This window comes from Frankia casuarinae (genome assembly GCF_000013345.1).
GTDB lineage: Bacteria > Actinomycetota > Actinomycetes > Frankiales > Frankiaceae > Frankia > Frankia casuarinae.
The window spans coordinates 2,115,882-2,131,832 of record NC_007777.1; the positions used below are offsets into that span (position 1 = coordinate 2,115,882).

21 protein-coding genes are annotated in these 15,951 nt (G+C 69.9%); 4 read left to right on the forward strand and 17 right to left on the reverse strand.

Features of this window, described 5'->3' with window-relative positions; genetic code table 11:
* Positions 1-79: 79 nt before the first annotated feature.
* Positions 80-694 (reverse strand): ATP-binding protein, encoded by a 615-nt coding sequence (locus FRANCCI3_RS23325; RefSeq protein WP_236701556.1) that lies wholly within the window; start codon positions 692-694, stop codon positions 80-82.
* Between FRANCCI3_RS23325 and FRANCCI3_RS27915 the strand changes: the two genes are divergently transcribed.
* The 3 genes from FRANCCI3_RS27915 to FRANCCI3_RS08975 all read left to right on the forward strand — a co-directional run bounded on the left by FRANCCI3_RS27915 (position 585) and on the right by FRANCCI3_RS08975 (position 2,139).
* Positions 585-866 (forward strand): hypothetical protein, encoded by a 282-nt coding sequence (locus tag FRANCCI3_RS27915; protein ID WP_235609218.1) that lies wholly within the window; start codon positions 585-587, stop codon positions 864-866. The two genes, FRANCCI3_RS23325 and FRANCCI3_RS27915, sit on opposite strands and share 110 nt — an antisense overlap.
* Positions 867-1,067: 201 nt before the next feature.
* Positions 1,068-1,946 (forward strand): helix-turn-helix domain-containing protein, encoded by an 879-nt coding sequence (locus FRANCCI3_RS08970; protein WP_011436217.1) that lies wholly within the window; start codon positions 1,068-1,070, stop codon positions 1,944-1,946.
* Complete coding sequence (locus FRANCCI3_RS08975; protein ID WP_011436218.1) at positions 1,930-2,139, forward strand: DUF397 domain-containing protein; 210 nt, start codon at positions 1,930-1,932, stop codon at positions 2,137-2,139. The genes FRANCCI3_RS08970 and FRANCCI3_RS08975 overlap by 17 nt, the downstream gene beginning before the upstream one ends.
* A 273-nt stretch (positions 2,140-2,412) precedes the next feature.
* Here FRANCCI3_RS08975 and FRANCCI3_RS08980 read toward each other — a convergent pair whose 3' ends face one another.
* From FRANCCI3_RS08980 to FRANCCI3_RS26815, 14 genes are all read right to left on the reverse strand, one after another.
* A complete protein-coding gene (locus tag FRANCCI3_RS08980; RefSeq protein ID WP_011436219.1) occupies positions 2,413-3,207 on the reverse strand; it encodes a hypothetical protein in 795 nt (264 codons plus the stop codon).
* Between the two features lie 86 nt (positions 3,208-3,293).
* Positions 3,294-4,067 (reverse strand): IS5/IS1182 family transposase, encoded by a 774-nt coding sequence (locus FRANCCI3_RS08985; protein ID WP_011434618.1) that lies wholly within the window; start codon positions 4,065-4,067, stop codon positions 3,294-3,296.
* A gap of 1,399 nt (positions 4,068-5,466) precedes the next feature.
* Complete coding sequence (locus tag FRANCCI3_RS08990; RefSeq protein ID WP_035941819.1) at positions 5,467-6,492, reverse strand: hypothetical protein; 1,026 nt, start codon at positions 6,490-6,492, stop codon at positions 5,467-5,469.
* The gene (locus tag FRANCCI3_RS08995) at positions 6,486-7,091 is read right to left on the reverse strand and encodes a hypothetical protein (protein WP_011436221.1); all 606 of its coding nucleotides are present in this window, start codon (positions 7,089-7,091) and stop codon (positions 6,486-6,488) included. The genes FRANCCI3_RS08990 and FRANCCI3_RS08995 overlap by 7 nt, the downstream gene beginning before the upstream one ends.
* Before the next feature lie 402 nt (positions 7,092-7,493).
* Positions 7,494-8,411, reverse strand: a complete 918-nt coding sequence (locus FRANCCI3_RS09000; RefSeq protein ID WP_011436222.1) for a hypothetical protein — start codon at positions 8,409-8,411, stop codon at positions 7,494-7,496.
* Between the two features lie 387 nt (positions 8,412-8,798).
* Positions 8,799-9,308, reverse strand: a complete 510-nt coding sequence (locus tag FRANCCI3_RS09005) for a hypothetical protein (protein ID WP_011436223.1) — start codon at positions 9,306-9,308, stop codon at positions 8,799-8,801.
* Positions 9,309-9,605: 297 nt separating this feature from the next.
* On the reverse strand, positions 9,606-10,637 hold the full coding sequence (locus tag FRANCCI3_RS09010) for a replication-relaxation family protein (protein ID WP_011436224.1): 1,032 nt from the start codon (positions 10,635-10,637) through the stop codon (positions 9,606-9,608).
* A 698-nt stretch (positions 10,638-11,335) separates the two neighbouring features.
* Positions 11,336-11,623 (reverse strand): hypothetical protein, encoded by a 288-nt coding sequence (locus FRANCCI3_RS09015; RefSeq protein WP_011436225.1) that lies wholly within the window; start codon positions 11,621-11,623, stop codon positions 11,336-11,338.
* The gene (locus FRANCCI3_RS09020) at positions 11,616-11,894 is read right to left on the reverse strand and encodes a hypothetical protein (protein ID WP_011436226.1); all 279 of its coding nucleotides are present in this window, start codon (positions 11,892-11,894) and stop codon (positions 11,616-11,618) included. The genes FRANCCI3_RS09015 and FRANCCI3_RS09020 overlap by 8 nt, the downstream gene beginning before the upstream one ends.
* Positions 11,891-12,850 (reverse strand): ROK family protein, encoded by a 960-nt coding sequence (locus tag FRANCCI3_RS26795; RefSeq protein ID WP_011436227.1) that lies wholly within the window; start codon positions 12,848-12,850, stop codon positions 11,891-11,893. Before FRANCCI3_RS26795 ends, FRANCCI3_RS09020 begins: the two co-directional genes overlap by 4 nt.
* The gene (locus FRANCCI3_RS26800) at positions 12,847-13,047 is read right to left on the reverse strand and encodes a hypothetical protein (protein WP_023841614.1); all 201 of its coding nucleotides are present in this window, start codon (positions 13,045-13,047) and stop codon (positions 12,847-12,849) included. The genes FRANCCI3_RS26795 and FRANCCI3_RS26800 overlap by 4 nt, the downstream gene beginning before the upstream one ends.
* Entirely contained in the window at positions 13,044-13,265 is a 222-nt protein-coding gene (locus FRANCCI3_RS26805; protein WP_023841615.1) for a hypothetical protein, read from the reverse strand. The genes FRANCCI3_RS26800 and FRANCCI3_RS26805 overlap by 4 nt, the downstream gene beginning before the upstream one ends.
* Before the next feature lie 67 nt (positions 13,266-13,332).
* Entirely contained in the window at positions 13,333-13,509 is a 177-nt protein-coding gene (locus FRANCCI3_RS26810) for a hypothetical protein (protein ID WP_023841616.1), read from the reverse strand.
* Positions 13,506-14,339 (reverse strand): PHP domain-containing protein, encoded by an 834-nt coding sequence (locus tag FRANCCI3_RS26815; protein ID WP_011436229.1) that lies wholly within the window; start codon positions 14,337-14,339, stop codon positions 13,506-13,508. The genes FRANCCI3_RS26810 and FRANCCI3_RS26815 overlap by 4 nt, the downstream gene beginning before the upstream one ends.
* Before the next feature lie 59 nt (positions 14,340-14,398).
* Here FRANCCI3_RS26815 and FRANCCI3_RS26820 point away from each other — a divergent pair, with 59 nt between their 5' ends.
* A complete protein-coding gene (locus FRANCCI3_RS26820; RefSeq protein WP_157493461.1) occupies positions 14,399-14,560 on the forward strand; it encodes a hypothetical protein in 162 nt (53 codons plus the stop codon).
* Between the two features lie 52 nt (positions 14,561-14,612).
* Here the strand turns inward: FRANCCI3_RS26820 and FRANCCI3_RS09045 are convergent, their stop codons facing one another.
* Entirely contained in the window at positions 14,613-15,305 is a 693-nt protein-coding gene (locus FRANCCI3_RS09045) for a hypothetical protein (RefSeq protein WP_011436230.1), read from the reverse strand.
* Positions 15,302-15,949, reverse strand: a complete 648-nt coding sequence (locus FRANCCI3_RS09050; RefSeq protein ID WP_011436231.1) for an SAM-dependent methyltransferase — start codon at positions 15,947-15,949, stop codon at positions 15,302-15,304. Before FRANCCI3_RS09050 ends, FRANCCI3_RS09045 begins: the two co-directional genes overlap by 4 nt.
* Between the last annotated feature and the right edge of the window lie 2 nt (positions 15,950-15,951).

The window sequence follows — 15,951 nt, forward strand, 5'->3', positions numbered from 1 at the left end:
CGCTGGTCAAGCTCGCTGGCGATCTCCAGGTGGATCATCCCGTGGCCCGCAGGCCGCCGCGGATGTCTTCCATCACTGCTCATGGGACGGTCCGCAGGCCTGATCCCCGCTTCCTTCTCTGGGCTGCGAGGTGCTGGCCAGAGGTGACCGCCTCGGGTCGGCGGGGGTGCTGCCAGGGGTCCAGAGCGCGCAGCGCGTCCGCGACCCGCCGCAGGGTTTGCTGGTCGGTGCGGTAGGCCACCGGTTCCACCGGTTGCGGCCCTGCCACCGGCGTTCGTGTCGGCATCACCGGAGCCGTGATGGCCGTCGTCGGGCGCAATCCACCCGGAATCTGCGCCCAGACGACCTTTCCGCCGGTACGCGCCCGGAACCATCCCCATCGGGTGCTCAGCGCATCGACAAGGGTGAGACCGCGTCCGTGCTCGTCGAAGGCGTCGGGGCTGGTGAGCTGCGGACCCACCTCGCTGCTATCCCACACTTCGACGAGCACGTGTCCGCTCGCGGCGGTGAGCCGTATCGCCACCACGTCGCGCGGGTGGCTGGCCTTGACGGCATTGGACGCCAGTTCACAGGCGACGGCTTCGGTGATCGAGACTGCGGCGCGGCTCACGAACCATGCGGTCAGCGTGCGAACCGTGCTCGTGCGCACGTCGGTCACGGCGGCGTCGGTGGGTGGGAAGTGCGCCACGGCCACCCGGACAATGGGCGTCGGGTCACCGCTCATGCCCGCGGCCCTGGCCGTGTCGCCTCTGGCTGTCTACGGCACCACACAAGCTCATCCCCGCCTGTCGTTGCGGTTGGTGACGCTGACCCCGCCGGGCCTGGCCTGGCGGCGGTGCATCCGGCGGGGACAGCGGACGGTGTGAAGGACGTGCCCGCGCTGATGCGGCCTGCGTGACCTGATCTGCGCGGATCGTCCCCCTGGCAAGCCGATGATGGGCCTGTGGACTTCCGGATGCAAGTACGATCGGAAGTCCGTTCGGACTTGTTGTGGTCCTGTGTGGGCGGCGACGCACGCAGCGGTGCCAGACTGTGGCGCCAGCGGGGCAAGGCGGAGTGGAGGGGTCGTGGCGGCACGATCGGGGCCAACGGTTCGACGACGCAGGCTCGGGGTCGAGCTGCGCCGCCTGCGCGAAGCGGCCGGGCTCACCGCCGCCGAGGCGGCCAAGGCGATCCGCGGGTCGGAGGCGAAGATCAGCCGGATGGAGAACGGGCTCGTCTCGTTCCGGGCGATCGACGTCAGTGATCTTCTGCACGCCTACGGCATCACCGACGACGCCCGACGTGAGGCGGTCCTCGCGCTGGCCAAGGAGACCCGGCAGCAGGGCTGGTGGCACACCTACGGGGATGTGGTTCCGCGCTGGTTCGAGGTGTATGTCGGGCTCGAAGCCGAGGCGAGCCACATCGCGACATTCGAGATGTTGCTCGTTCCCGGGCTACTCCAGACCGCCGACTACGCCCGCGCGGTGATGCAGGCCGCCACGCCGCTGCTGGCTGATGCGGAGATCGATCGTGCCGTGGATCTCCGCCTCGGTCGTCAGAAGGCGCTGGCCGCCGACCCACCGCCGCAGCTCTGGGCGATCCTGGACGAAGCCGCGGTCCGCCGTGTGGTCGGTGGGCCCACGGTGACACGTGCCCAACTCGCCCACCTGATCGAGATGTCCCGCCGTCCCGAGATCACTATCCAGGTGCTGCCGTTCCGTCTCGGGGCCCACGCGGGCATGGGTGGATCGTTCATCCTGCTGGGCTTCCCCGACGGGGACAACACACCGGAGATCGTCTACATCGATCAGGCGACCGGCAGCCTGTACCTTGATCGCCCGGCGGACGTCAGTCAGTACCGGGAACGGATGGATAGGCTGCGGGCATCAGCCCACGATGAGGACGCATCACGCCGCCTGATCGTCGACGCGATGGAAGGTGTTGACGATGACCACAACCCGTGACACCCAGTTGCACTGGCGCAAGAGCAGCCATAGCAACGGCAACGGCGGGGCCTGCGTCGAAGTCGCCGAGCTGCCCGACGGTGGCCGTGCGGTCCGGGACTCCAAGGACCCCGGCGGGCCCGTCCTCGTGTTCACGGCGGCAGAGTGGACGGCGTTCCTCGCTGGCGCACGCGATGGCGAGTTCGGTTCCTGACAGCGACGTAGCGGCGTTGCTGATCTCCCAGTCGTGCGCCGTGGGTGAGACGGGCGCCTTCCGCCCGGTCTTCGTCTCCCGACGCCGACCGCTTCTGTGCGCCGTGCTCAGCCCGGCGTGATCTGCGCTACACCGATCGGGACACCGCCGGTCTCCCGTCTTCGATGATCAGGCGGGACGGCTTGACGGGACCAGGCGTCGCATCGGCCTACAAGGTGACCGGACATGGGTGGAGCCTCCGAGCCGTGGGCTCGGAGGCTCCAGGTGGCGCGGTCAGTCGTCGTTGCTGATGCGCCGATGCCGGTCCTGATAGGTGAGAGCGTCTCGGATCGTGTCGCAGCGCGAGGTGAGTTCGCGTGCTTCCGCGAGTGCGGCATCCCGAACCTTGATCACAGCGCGGCGTGATCCGTACTTTCCGCCGTAGATCTGCTGGGCGACGATGGCGAACACGCCGGTACGTCCAAGATCTTCAGCGCGGCGAGCGACAGCCATGATCCTCCGCAGCGTCGGGAAGTCGCGTCCGTCTCCCCATGCCGCCGCGAACACGACATCGGAGACGCCAGCGAGGAACGTCACCGCCGCGAGGTGATGCGCCTGCGACTCGATCTCTCCCGCGCTGGTCTCGCGGCGTGGGGGACGGTAGCCGTTGCGCTGGGCGGCGGACTTGACCGCCCACGCACGGACGGTGCCACGGTCAACGATGAACATCTCCCCGTCCTGGGGCTGGTACTGCCAGCGGTCGGGCTCTCGGGTGGCGACATTGACGGACGCGACGACGCAGTCCCGGACGATCACACCGAGCCTACGCGCGTAGATCAGGACGGCGTCGTGGGCGACGTCGTCGGACACGTCGTCCGTGCCATAGGGGGCGTAGCCGTTGCGGCTGATGGTGGCGCTGCGGTCGGCCCGCTTGCGGGAGCGGGACGCGTCGAGCTTCCGGCAGTAGCGGCGGGCGTGACCGACGATGGCCTCCCAGTCGGCTTGGGTGACGCGCGCCATGTCCTCGCGGGTGGCGGCCTCACCGGGAACGGTCGACGGAATCTCACGGGAAAAGAAGACATGCGACATGGAAAGACTCCACAGAAGGGTGAATTGGCGTCGCGCGCCGGGCGCAACGCGCCGATAACTAATGAGCCATTTCAAAGTTGGTTTTCCTAAAGGCCCTCGGTGGCGAGGACGAGGGCGGCCTGGGCGAAGGTGCCGACGCGGCGTGGGCAGCCACGGAAACGGTCGAATATGTGCCAGTTCTTGAGGACCGCGAATCCTCGTTCGCCTTGTGAGCGGGTGGTGGCGTGGGTCCGGTTGGCCTCCTTGTCACGGTCGGGGAGGTCGTTGTTCTTGGGTTTCTTGATCGGGACGAGGAGGCGGTCGCCCTCGCCGCCGACGTAGCCCTTGTCCGCGTAGAGGTAGAGCTCCGAGCGGTCGATCAGATCGAGAATGTCGTGCATCCGGGCCGCGGTGAGGTCATGGACGGAGCCGGGAAGCCCTTCGGAGATCCAGATCAGCCGGCCGTAGGGGTCGGTGAGGCCCTGCAGGTTGATGCCGTGGTACTTGTGCTTGCCCGAGTAGTACAGCTTGTTGTGCGCGCGGACACGGTTGGTACGCACGACGGTGCCGTCGAGGATGAGGAAGTTGCTCTGGGTCCACGCGAAGATCCAGACCGCGGCGAGCAGGGTCCGGCCGTGAGTGGCGAGCAGGCGGACGGCTTCGCGGATGTAGTTGTGGACGGTGCCGACACTGACCTGGAAGCCCTCGGCGAGCTGCTCGTAGCGTTCACCCTTGCGGAGGTGGACGAGCACCAGGAGTGCCTGCTCGGGTGGGGGCAGCTTGCGCCAGGTCCGACGCTGGGCGCGGTCCTCGGCCAGCAGCCCCGCGAGGAAGGTCAGGGTCGACTCGGGCAGGTCGACGACACCAGGGTAGGTTAGCAACGGAAGTCCTCGGTCAAGGGCACAGTGGGGTAGACACCCTGTGATCTACCGGGGACTTCTCTATTTACGGCACCCCTCCGGCCACCGCCCGAACAACTATCGCCGCCGCCAGATGACGGAACGACCGGAACCAGTGCCCGTTCAATTCGTCAATTGGTGATCCTCAACGGCCGAAAGAATCAGACAAACAGAGATTGAAAAGGCTCAATAATCCCCCACCGGTACCGAGAAATCAATATCCCCAGACCATCTTTTCTGGAATTTCCCAGGCATCGCGCGTCCATTTTTCGTCGACAAAGATGCACCCATCACGCCTACGGGGAGGGCGAAATAAGAATCGGACGAATAGCAGAAGAGGGCGGAAGGCGTGAAATCGTAGAATGGAAGATGTATAGAAAAGCGGGAGGGATGGAGGGATTCCTTTGCGGGGAAGTCTTCTATTCGGGAGGGCGTGCCGGTAGTGCCCGGAATTCCAGTCGACCGCCGCCAGCGAACGGCCAGTCCCCACAGGGTCCATCGATTATTAACAAAGCTCCGAGGAGCTAAAGTCGGGCTGTGTTCTGGTACTGCCAGCAGGCCGCTGACCTGCACCAGCGTGCGAGTGGGGGGTAGCGGCTCAAGCAGGCGACCGGATTGGCTGACGGACGGGCCCACCGTCGGGGTGCTGGTCGGGCTGAAGGGGCCAGGTATAGATGAGCAGCGGCCACCGAAGATGCGGACCGCATGAGCAGCGGTGGTCAGGTCTACTTGAGTAGCGCGCTGACCAGGGCAAACGCCTCGCTGGCAGTTCGCTGGGCACTGCCGCAGCCGGCGATCCGCTGCTTAAGTATCCCGGCCGCGCACCTCGGAGCGCTGCTCAGATAGACGCGAACTCCCAGGTCCGGCTGCTCATTCTCAGCCGATCCCCACAACGGCTGCGGGGAAGGGCCAGATGGGCAGCGCGACGAAAGCGAGCACTGCGCAGGAGCGGCGGGGGCCGGGTCCACCTTGAGTAGCGCGCTGACCAGGTTGGATGTCTCGCTGGGCACGCGGGCCGGCGTTCCGGTACCTGCCCATGCTGGCAGTGTCCGCGGGAACGTCGCCTCGGTGGGCAGCAGGGCCCGGGGCGTTTACTTGCGAGCTGTCCCTATCACGGGATGCGGGAAAGATGAGCGGCGGCGACCGGGTAGGGGCGCTGCGCGGGCAGTGGAGTTCCTACCTTGAGTATGGCATCTGGCTGGTACGTGTCTCGCTGGCGGCTTGGGCTGCCGCTGCTGCGGGACCTGCTCACCGATTCCGATTTCACTCTCGGATATGCGATTTCGGATTTGTCGCATTGTTTGAGGGTCGGTTTCTTATTCTCGATGGGCTGCTGCCCACGCTACTCGCTGCCCCGATGGGCAGGGGTCGCGGTTGGTGGTCAGCCTCCGCCGGTGGTCAGTGCGGGCACGGAGATGACGCTGACCTGGGCGGTGGAGATGGTGGTGAGCCCGTTGAAGGTGCCGTTCTGGCCGCCGCCGGCCCAGGTGACGTTCCAGGTGACGGTGGCGGACACGGGGAAGACGCCGCCGGGTTCGTCTTCGGAGTCGGTGGTGTAGGTGTGGCCGCAGTCGGGGGAGGCGGCCGTCGGGTCGACGGTGGGCTGGTAGGGGGTGCCGGGGCCGGTGCAGCGCACGTCGGTGCCGTCGCCCATGGACCATACGACCTGCGCGGGGGTGGCGACCGCTTGCACCGAGACTCCGCCGGCGGCGGCGGTGGCGGAGACGGGTCGCCAGCTGGCGGGGTCGAGCCACATCCAGGTTGGTAGTCGCACGAGCTGCCGTCTGGTTGGGCTGAAGGCGATGGCGGGGCCTTGGAGGCGCAGTTGGTTGCGGGCCTGCTCGGCGAGGGTGGCCGGGTCGGGTGCGGTGGCTGTGGGGCCGGCCTGCCCGTCCGCGATCCATACCGGTGGCCGGTAGAGCGCGTCGTGCCATCCGTCGCCCTGGCACTGGTATACGTACCAGGCTCCGGGCTGCCCGTCTGCCGCGGTGGCGACGGGTTGCACCTGTGGCGCGCCGAGGCGGTCCAGGGCGGCGACGACGCGCGGTCGGCTGCCCTGTGGAGCTGGGCGGAAGGCTACCGGCCGGATCGGGTCGCCCTCGGGCTGGAAGTCGCTGCGCGTGTAGGCGCAGCCCGCGAGTTCCGAGGGGTCGAGTGAGAGGTCACCGGGCGGACGTGCGCTCTTCTCCCCGCCGCCGCGGCCGGTCGAGGTGCCGCCCGGCGGCCCGGGCCGGACGTCACGGCGGGGTGGTGTGGGCGCGGTGCCGTTCGTGCCGGCGCTTACCTCGCAGCCGGGGTGGGGGTTCTGCGCGCAGTCCGCGGTGGCGTAGCTGTCGGCGAAGGCGGGTGCTGTGGTCGCGAGGAAGCCCAGCAGGCAGGCGCCGATGAGGACGCTGCGGGTCAGCATGACCCGACCGGTTCGACCGCGTACCGGGTGACCTTCCATGATCCGTCCTGGTGCAGCCGAACCTCGGAGGTGACCGCCCGCCGGCCGCCGGGGTCGTCGGTGAACGACGGGCCGGCGGTGCGGTAGCGCAGCCAGTTCGCGCTGTCCGCGCAGTCGAACAGCATCACCGTCGTCGGTGCCTGGGTGGGGCTGACCGAGGTGACCTTCGGATGCAGTACCGGCGCGCCGCGCGACACCAGCCCGTTGTAGTGATCGGCGTACAGGCCCCCGGAGGCGACCTGCAACGCCGATCCGGAGGAGTAACGCGCGAGGTCCGCGGACCGCCAGTTCGAGGTGTGGCTGGCCTCGGCGATCGCGTGCCACAACCCGTCATACGCAGCGACCGCCCGCTGACCGGCGAGATCCGCCGGCGACGTCGGCGACGGCGACGCGGTCAGCCGCGAAGGAGCTGCCGGACCGGTCGAGGGCGCCACCGGTTCCGGCCCCGTGTCCTTACCCGAACTGCACGCCGCAACGGCCATCGTGACAGCCAGCAGCGCGCTGGCGGCCGTGTGACGGGCCAGATGGTGGCGACGGCCGGTCGCGGACGGAGAAGCCACAGCGTCCACCTCGCATCGACTGATGCCGGTCCGTCACCTCTACGCCGCGGACCGTCTCTTCTCCTAGCCTGCTCCGCCGGACTTCGAACCGTTCGTACCAACTTTTCAGTCAGTACGGCACGCCAGCATGATTTGACCCTTTCTAGCCAGCGAGCGACTGGTGCCCAGGGACCAGGAGGAGCCATCAGAACGGACCATTCACCGCTGGCAGCGGGAGAAAGGGGCCTCCAGGTCGCTGCCGTTGGCCGTGGTCGGCTCGGGCGTGACATCTGCGGTTGTCGGTGATCGGCGCCAGCTCCGTGTCCCATCCGCAGCTCGGTGGGGGCGTTTGCGGCCCGAAGCCGTGAGCGTGAGCGAGCGGCTGCGGCAGGGCGCGTCGGGGATGGCGAGCGCACGGAGGGGTCAGCGGTGGGCTCTGCGGCGGCGGGCTCGTCGACGTTCGGCAGCCTGGTGGCGTAGGTCGGTGAGGAGATGGGACACGGCCTCGTCGCGGGTTGGGTAGTGGCGTGCGGGAGGGAAGACCGAGGTGTGTCCTGGTGCCTGGGGAAGCCAGCCGCGCGGCCGGTTCCTGACCATGCCCGTATAGACGGGGCGCAGGGTGCCGCACAGCACGCCGTCGACCAGGACGCGGTAGCCGCTGCCGGTCCGTTCCAGGATGTACTCGCTGTCCTCAGTCAGTCCCGCCGCAGTGGCCAACGCCTGATCCATCTCCGACAACGGCGGCGTCGTCCGCGCACGCGGCGAACGCGCCGTACGAGGCCGGGCCGCGGCGGAAGGCGCGGCGGCCCTCTCCTGTGGGTCGGAGAACGGCGACGGGGGCGGCTCCTCCGAGATGACAACCATGGTTGTCGCCTGGTCCGAGACGATCTCCGGCGCGGCGGGTTCGGTCGGGGCTAGATCCAGTCTCTCCTCAGCGCCGCCGGAGTGCCGGGCTACCGCGCTCCCCTCCCGCCTCACCGCAGGCTCGACAACCCGAGTTGTCGAGTCGGAGGCCGTTGGCTTCGACACCTCAGGCGACGGGCGGCCAGCCGGGCTCCCCGTGCCCTCCAGCTCCTCCCCGACGACCCGCGGTGTCGCGGGCTGTCGGGCGTCCACGAGCCGGGGGAATCGCTTGCGGGCTCCTTGCCGTGTGATCCCGAGGGCGCGGCCGATATCGCCGTAGGACGCCCCCTCGGCCGCCGCCCGTGCCGCGAGCGTCCGGATCTCCGTCTCGATGGACCGCGCCCGTTCCCGGGCCTCGGCCAACGCGCCGAGCGCGGCCGTGCGCGCGTCATCGTCCACGCGACAACCGACGTTGTCGCGCCCGCCTTCGACAGTCATGGTTGTCGTCTCCTCCTGATCCCTGGTAGGGGATGACACGGGCCAGCGTGAGCAGCTGGCACAGCTGATCTTTTTCGGCCAGTGATCGCTGGCAGCCTGTGCCCGTGTCACAGCGCGGCAGGTCAGCCGTTGGTGGGCCAGGAAGGCTTGTCGTCCCCTGCCCTGCGCTCGCCCTGCGGCCCACGGTCGGTACGGCGTCCGGTTCGTCTCCGGCCCGGTCCCACGCGGTGTGGATCCGGTTTCGGCCCCTGGCCGGACCGAGTCCGGACCCGGACTTCACGGAAGCGGACAGCGGACTCTGGGCGATCCCGAGGCGAGTGCCTTCCTCCGCGGGCGACGCGGACCCCAAGCAGCGCGCCGCGGGACGTTCAGGCGACCGGTCAGCGATCACGTCGGCAGATGGGAGGCGAGGTCGGGGATGTTGGCGGTCAGAAGGCGGTGCAGCGCGGCGCCGGGGGTGCGCTGGAGCGAGTGGACGGGGCTGGTGAAGTACTCGGGGTCGTCGAAGACCGGTTCGCCGTTGGGTCGGCGGGTGAACGGGACGCGGCCGTAGTCGACGCCGTCGGTGTCGTCGCAGCTCATCCAGGTGATCGCCTCCTGCTCGTCGGCTTGGACGGGTGCGGTGTGCAGCGGCCGGGCCTGGATGATCTCGCCGTCGTCGTACCAGACCTGGGGAACGGCGAGGACCCACCGGTGGGTGGCGTTGCTCTGGGCCTGGGCCGCGGCGCGGATCTCGAAGGCGAGGGCGGTGGCCCAGCTGCAGAGGTAGTCGTAGTCGCTGACGATCAGGTTCCGTGTGCCGTGGAGTCCGAGGATCGCGGGCTGGTCGCCGGCGCGGACGGCGCGTTGCACGCGGGCGGTGATGTCCTCGATCAGGGTCCAGGTGTGGGTGTTCATGGGCTTTGTTGTCCTCTCCGGTGACGGTCGCGGCAGGGTCCGAGTCCGGTCCCTGCCTGCTATGCGGGTGCGGGCCGGTCCCGACCGTCCGCCTCGGCTGGACACGCCGCGCGCGCCGGCCGGTGGCGGTGCCGCCCCTTCACCTCTATGCGGGCCGTGCACGGCCCCGACCGTCCGGGCCGCGCCGAGAAGACGTGAGGTGAGGTGCCGCGGCCGATGGTGCCGGAAACAGCGACGGTCCCGCCGCATGCCGGGGGGTGGGCACGAGGGCGGGACCGTCGGCGAGCGTGGGGGCGGTCAGGCGGCGTTGTACTGCCCGTCCACACCGGTCGGGGGCATCGGCGGTGGCGGGCGCAGCCGCCCCTCGCGGGTCGGAGGGCTGGCGACGGCGTCCGTGCCGCTGGCGGCGAGACGGTTGGGCCAGAACTGGCCGAGGTGACGCAGGCTGAGGCGACCAGGCCCGGTCGGGCCCAGGGGAAGCCAGCGGGCGAGCGTGGGGTCGAGGTGGTCGTCGGTCGCGGTGAGGTCCGCGGCGGTGGTGGCCACGGGTACGAGGGCCGGCTGGCCGAGTCCACGGAGCGTGGGCGCCAGCGCTTTGCGGGCAGCGACCTCGCGGCGGGTGGTGGGAAACCAGAACAGCACCGGCGTGGTGATCCGGGTGGTGGTCGCGAGCTTGTGGTAGTCGAGGAGCTTCACGGCGAGGCGACGCGTCGCTTCGGTGCCCTGGTCGAGTTCGAGGAACCAGTCGAGCGTGACACCGCGCTCGGCCCAGCGGCCGTAGGCGTCGGGCCGCACGATGTCCCCGAACGCGAAGGCACAGCGCTCCTGCGACCACCAGGCGGTCAGCCGGGCGGCGCTGTCGGGCTGGCGGGCGTGGTGGACGAGGTGGGTGAACATCTCGTTGACCACGACACGGTGCGCGAGATGCAGGGAGTGGGCGATGCCCTTCGCCCGGTCATGCTGATAGCCGATCTTCTTCGGGTCCAGGTCGTCCTCGTGGGCCAGGACCGCCGCCCCGGCGACGTCGAGAATGTAGTGCATGGGCGCCAGGCCGCGGGACACCAGCGGTTGAAAGCGGTCGAGGACCCGCCACCGGTAGAGCCCCAGCAGGCGGATGTTCGCCGAGCGCTGCGACGTCCAGCCAAGCCGGGTGATCTGATGGGTGGTCAGTACCCGATGCTCCCCGACCATCCGGGCGAGCCACCGGTCCCGGGCAGTGAGATGGCGAACCAGCCAGAGCTGATGGTCGCCTCCGGTCACCGTGCGAGCGGAGGGCCGGGCGTAGGTACGGCGGCCGACATGACGCTGCTGCGGAGGATTCGTGATCATACGGTGGCGGCTCCCAACCCAGGACGGTGCAGGCGACGGCGACGAGAACGACGGCAGCCCGGAACCCGAGCAGCGGGACGGCGCGTGAGGCCGGAAGGCGCAGACAGTCGCGGCATTCCGTCGGACGCCCACCGCTGCGCACGCCCTCGAAGCAGCGCGGCAAGCATCGTGCCGTGCCGATGTCCGACGGGCACGCTCCGACGTCCATGGCAGCCCGGGACAGCACCGAGCGAACGCCGATGCTCAAACGGCCCCGCGCACCAGTTACATGACACGATCCACAAAAGCTAACCCGAATCGTCGCTTAATCCAACCGGCCACCCGTTACCCCGCCGCGCCCACCTCACCGCCTCCCAGAAAACCGTGTCCATAGCGCGAATCCGGGACCTGTCGGGTAGGGAGCGGATAGCCTCTGACCTGCGACATCACCCTTGATCGCCGACGTCACGCGGCTCTTCCTTTGGCGCACGGACGGGGGGTCCGGTGGGTAGGGGCAGCACGATCGCCACATGTCCGACAATCCAGAACGAAAGCCCCTCACTTGCTGTGACCCGAATCACGTCTCCGGTGGGGCTGGGTGTTCGACAACCGGGGCCGCCCGCTGTCGCGCCTCAGCGGAGTTCGAGGATGTGACGCACGTGGTGTTGCCGTGACGAGGTTGTCGGCCTGGAGGACGCGAGCTGCTTCGTCCGGCCCGCTCACGAACTTTGTTGGTGTGGCGAGGCGACCCTCGCGGCCCCCACAACGGAGTCGTACTCGGTCATGATCCGGCCGGTCGGAATACGGGTGGGGAAGCGCATCACCCGTCCACCCTCCCTCTCGATCACGTGACCCAGAGAGCCGACAAAGTCGTCGCCAAGATAGCCGGTCTCGTTGATGATCCATCCCTGGGGGAACTCGATGAGGCTCCAGGGCCGGATCGGATCGCTGCTCGGCCGTCCGAGGAACGCGACCGCGATCTCCCGGGCTCTTTCCGTGTCAATCATCGGCGTGCTCCGGGTATCCCCGGTCGACGACCGCGTCGTACTCGTGCAAGATCCGGCGGGGCGGCACGAACGAGGGGAAGCACATGACGCGGCCGGCGTTCTTCTCGATGACGTACCCCGCCGCGCCGACGTACTCCTCGGTGAGGTGCGCGGTCCTGTTGATCAGCCAGCCCTGGGGGAACTCCTGGAGACTCCAGGGCTGCTGCGGGTCCTCGGCGGGGCGGCCGAGCAGGGTGGCGGCGATCTCCTGTGCCCGCTGTTCGTCGATCACAGCTCACCCTCGGAGGCGAGGAGAGCCGCGCCGATCAGCGGCCCGTCCGGCCCGTAGGCGGCGGGGGTGAGAACGGCCCGGTCGGCCAGGCGGGGAACCGCCCGTTGGCGCAGCGCACGTTGGGCGGCGCCGAGGTAGCCGCTGTCGGGGCCGGCGGCGCTGAGGGCGGCCTGCGCGAGCCCCCCACCGATGGTGATCACGTCGGCGCCCAGAATGTTCAGGACGGTCGCGGCGGATACCCCCAGCCAGTAGCCGGCGGCCTCGAACGTGCGGCGGGCCGCCGGGTCGCCGTGTTGGGTCTTGTGGACGAGTTCGGCCACGGTCGGGACCCGTGTGCGCGGGGCTGGGGAGGTGCGCCGCGCCGCGGCGGGCTGTGACGGCTGGTAGCCGCGGCGCACGGCACGCGCGCCAGCGAGGGTTTCCACGCAGCCGGTGCGGGTGCAGGAGCAGCGCAGCGTGCTGACCGGGTCGACGAGAATGTGACCGAGACCGGCAGGGCCTGGCGGTGTGCCCTGCGCGAGCTGTCCGCCGATCGCGATGCCTCCACCGATCCCGGAGCCGAGCGCGAAGTGGACGTGGGTCCCGGTGCGCCCGCGCCGCCGGTATTCCGCCCAGGTCGCGGCGGCGCCGTCGTTGACGACATAGACCCGCCCTCGCAGGTCGGGGAAGAAGCCGGCGAGCAGGGTGGGCCAGTGGATGCGGGTGTAGCCCTGGATGGCCCCGGCGCGGATCACGGTGCCGTCGGCGTCGATCGCGCCGGCCGTCGCGATCGCGACCCGCTCGACCTCGACCGCGCCGGTCAGCGCCGCGAGGATGCGTTCCTGCACGGCGTGGAACGTCGGTGTCGGGGGGAGCCGCAGCACGGGAAGCGCGGTGACGATCTGGCAGGGCGGACCGGTATCGACGATCGCCTGTTTGATGGCCGACGCGCCGATGTCGAAAGCGTGGACTTTCATCGGTGCACCACCGTCCAGACACCCACCCCGATCATCCCTATGATCAGGGCGTTCCCCGTTCCCGCGATCAGGGCGGCGCGGACTTCGCGGTGGTGTCCCTGCCGCAGGGCCTGGCGGATCAGATCCGCGTACCACCCCAGGAGCAGGCTCATCGCCGCACTGACGGCGACGACGATTCCCACGCTGGTGAGCGTCATCCCGGTTCCTCCCCTCGTTCCCGCACCCGTCGTTCGCCGTCGGTGGTCGCGAGCGCCGCGCAGTACCTCTCGTAGAGAGGGCCGGCCCGCAGGCTGCGCCGCCAGAAGCCGGCCAGTACCTGCTGGTCGCGGTCGCAGTGCGCCGCCGCGAACGCCAGCGGCACGGCCCCGGCCAGGTCCGCGAGCCGCGCCCGCCCCTGTGTATCGATGTCTGCCATCCACGTGTCCCGCCCCTGGATGTGCGAGGCCGCTCCGCCCGCAGGGGCGACGGGCAGAGCGGCCGTCCTACCGGCACACGATCATGGACAGGAGGAAGGCGACGCCCAGGCCAACCGAGACGTAGACCAGCCCCCAGCCGGTCTGGCCGGCTTCGTCGACCGCTCTGCGTACGGCCGGGTCCATCTCCTCCCACCGTTCGCCGTCGTCCAGGTCGACGATCTGCCATCGCCGCCGGGCGTTCATCCGCGGATCGGCGGGGTGCCGGTGGCCGTGGCCATGAGCCGCCGGTAGACGGCGGGCGGTGTGGTCTCGGAGCCGAGGCGTCCTGGTGGTCTGTGGTAGCCGCTGCCACCGATCGGCAGCAGACGCAGCCCCCCGGCGACATCGAGCAGCCGGCGGCGGGTGTCTTCGTCATGCTCGGGGTGATCAACCTCGATGCCGGCCAGGCCGCGCGCCGCCAGATCCCTCAGAAGGTCCACGGGCAGCGACGCGCAGGGATAGGCGAGTGCGGCGACGCCTCCGGCGCCGCGGACCACGGTCAGCGCCGCTGTGATGTCCGGCTGCCGTGACGCGACGTGGAACGGGCCGCCGGCCCCGAGCCAGCCCCGTCCGAGCGCGGCGTCGAGGGTGGGCACGATGCCCGCGGCGACCAGGGCTGCCGCGATGTGCCTGCGGCCGACCGGTCCGCCCCGGGTCTGGGCGGCTACCTGCGGCCAGTCGATCGGGTAGCCCTCCATGTGCAGGAGGCGGACGGCGCGTCGTGCCCGCAGCTCGGCGCTGTCGCGGGCCCGGCCGAGCAGCTCGCTCACCGCCCGATCGTCGGGGTCGAACAGGTAGGAGAGCAGACGGACCGGCCTCGGCCGCCCACCGACGACCGCCTGGCAGGAGATCTCCACACCCGGCACCAGCGTCATCCTCGCCGGCAGCACCGCGGCCGCCGGATCGATCCCCGCCACCGTGTCCCGATCGGTGATCGCGAGAACCTTGACGCCGGCCACGACGGCCTGCGCGACCAGCTCGTGCGGCATCAGACTGCCACCGGACTCCGACGTGTACGCGTGAAGATCAATCATGGTGCCGTCCGGCCCTGGAAGTGGGGATGTCCACCCGTAGGCGAAGGAACGCCCCCCGCGTGGGCGCGCTCGCCCGCCTGCTCCCGGCTTCCGCGATCCATGGGCCGGTGCCGGGCCGGATCGGGGCCGGCAGGGACACCCCTACCGACCCCCTCCGGATCCTGCTCGCGGCGCGTACCGTGGCGGTCGCCAGCGCGGCACGCAGCTCGATCCGGCTGTAGGACGATCGCGCCGGTCCCAGCCGGTGGCCCCCGCGACGACGGTCGCCGCTGGTCATGCGGCCCGCTGGGCACGCAGAAACATGACCGGGGAATGCAGTCGTAGCGCACCATGGACGTCGACGGCCCGGTGGCAGGCCGCCGCGTACCGGCGTGCGACCCGCGCGTCGAGACCCACTCGCACCGCCGCCACCGGTGACGGGCCGACGGGTGTTGACGTGTACAGGTACTCCTCGACACCCTGGTGGTCCAGGTCGGCGGTCATCCGCAGCATGTTGACGTCGGCGGGGTGCAACCCGGGGCGGCCGGTGGACATCACCTCGATCAGCGGGTCCCACGGATGCGGCGCCTCGGCCACCGCTGCGCCGACAGCCCGGCCGATCCGCCGTGCGTCTTCGTCGGTGAGACCGGGCAGGTCGCTGGCGGGTTGACGCAGATGCGCCAGCGTCACGGTGAACACGACCTGCCCCGACCGGGTGAGAACCCGGCACGCCTCGTCGAGCAGCGAAGTCGGATCCGCCGGGGTGATGCCGTCGACGGCGACCATGTCCACCGCGCAGTCGGCGACGGGTAGCCCCGCCGCCAGGTCGGCCACGATCCGCCCGCCGCCGCTGTCCGCCTCGCCGATGGCGAGCGAGGGCACCAGGGCCACGACACGGGCGGCCTGACCCATCCCCGCGACGATGCCCGCGACCAGCGACAGACCACCGCCTGGCAGCAGCACCAGCACCCGAGGTGTGTGGATCATGGCTTGCGGGCAACCGCGCTGTAGATGCTCACCTGCGCGTCCGCCAGCTCCTCCACCGGCCCGCCCGGCCGCCACCGGTGCGCCACGACAAGGCCCGGGTTCACCAGGTCCAGCCCGTCGAAGAACCGTGCCACCTCCGCGCGGCTTCGCAGCTGCCCGGCGATGCCCTGCGACCGGTAGGAGTCGGCCGCCCGGGCCACCGCCGGGTCGAAGTCGCCGGTGGCGTGGCTGAGCATCAGGTAGCTGCCCGCCGGCAACGCGTCCATCAACCTGGCCACGATCGCGTACGGCTCCGCCACGTCGGGGAAGAAGTGCAGGATTGCGATCAGGGACAGGGCCACCGGCCTGGTCAGGTCGAGCGTGTCCGCGAGCACCGGCGAGGACAGGATCGACTCCGGGTCCGCGAGATCGGCCTCCACGTAGGCCGTGCGTCCCGCCGGCGTGCTGGTCAGCAGCGCCCGCGCATGGGTCAAAACCAGCGGGTCGTTGTCGACGTACACGATGCGCGCGTCCGGGGCGACGCCTTGGGCGACCTCGTGGGTGTTGTCGGTTGCCGGCAGCCCGGTGCCGATGTCGAGGAACTGCCGTATCCCGCAGTCGGCTGCCAGGAAGCGCACCGCGTTGCGCAGGAACGCCCGGTTCACGA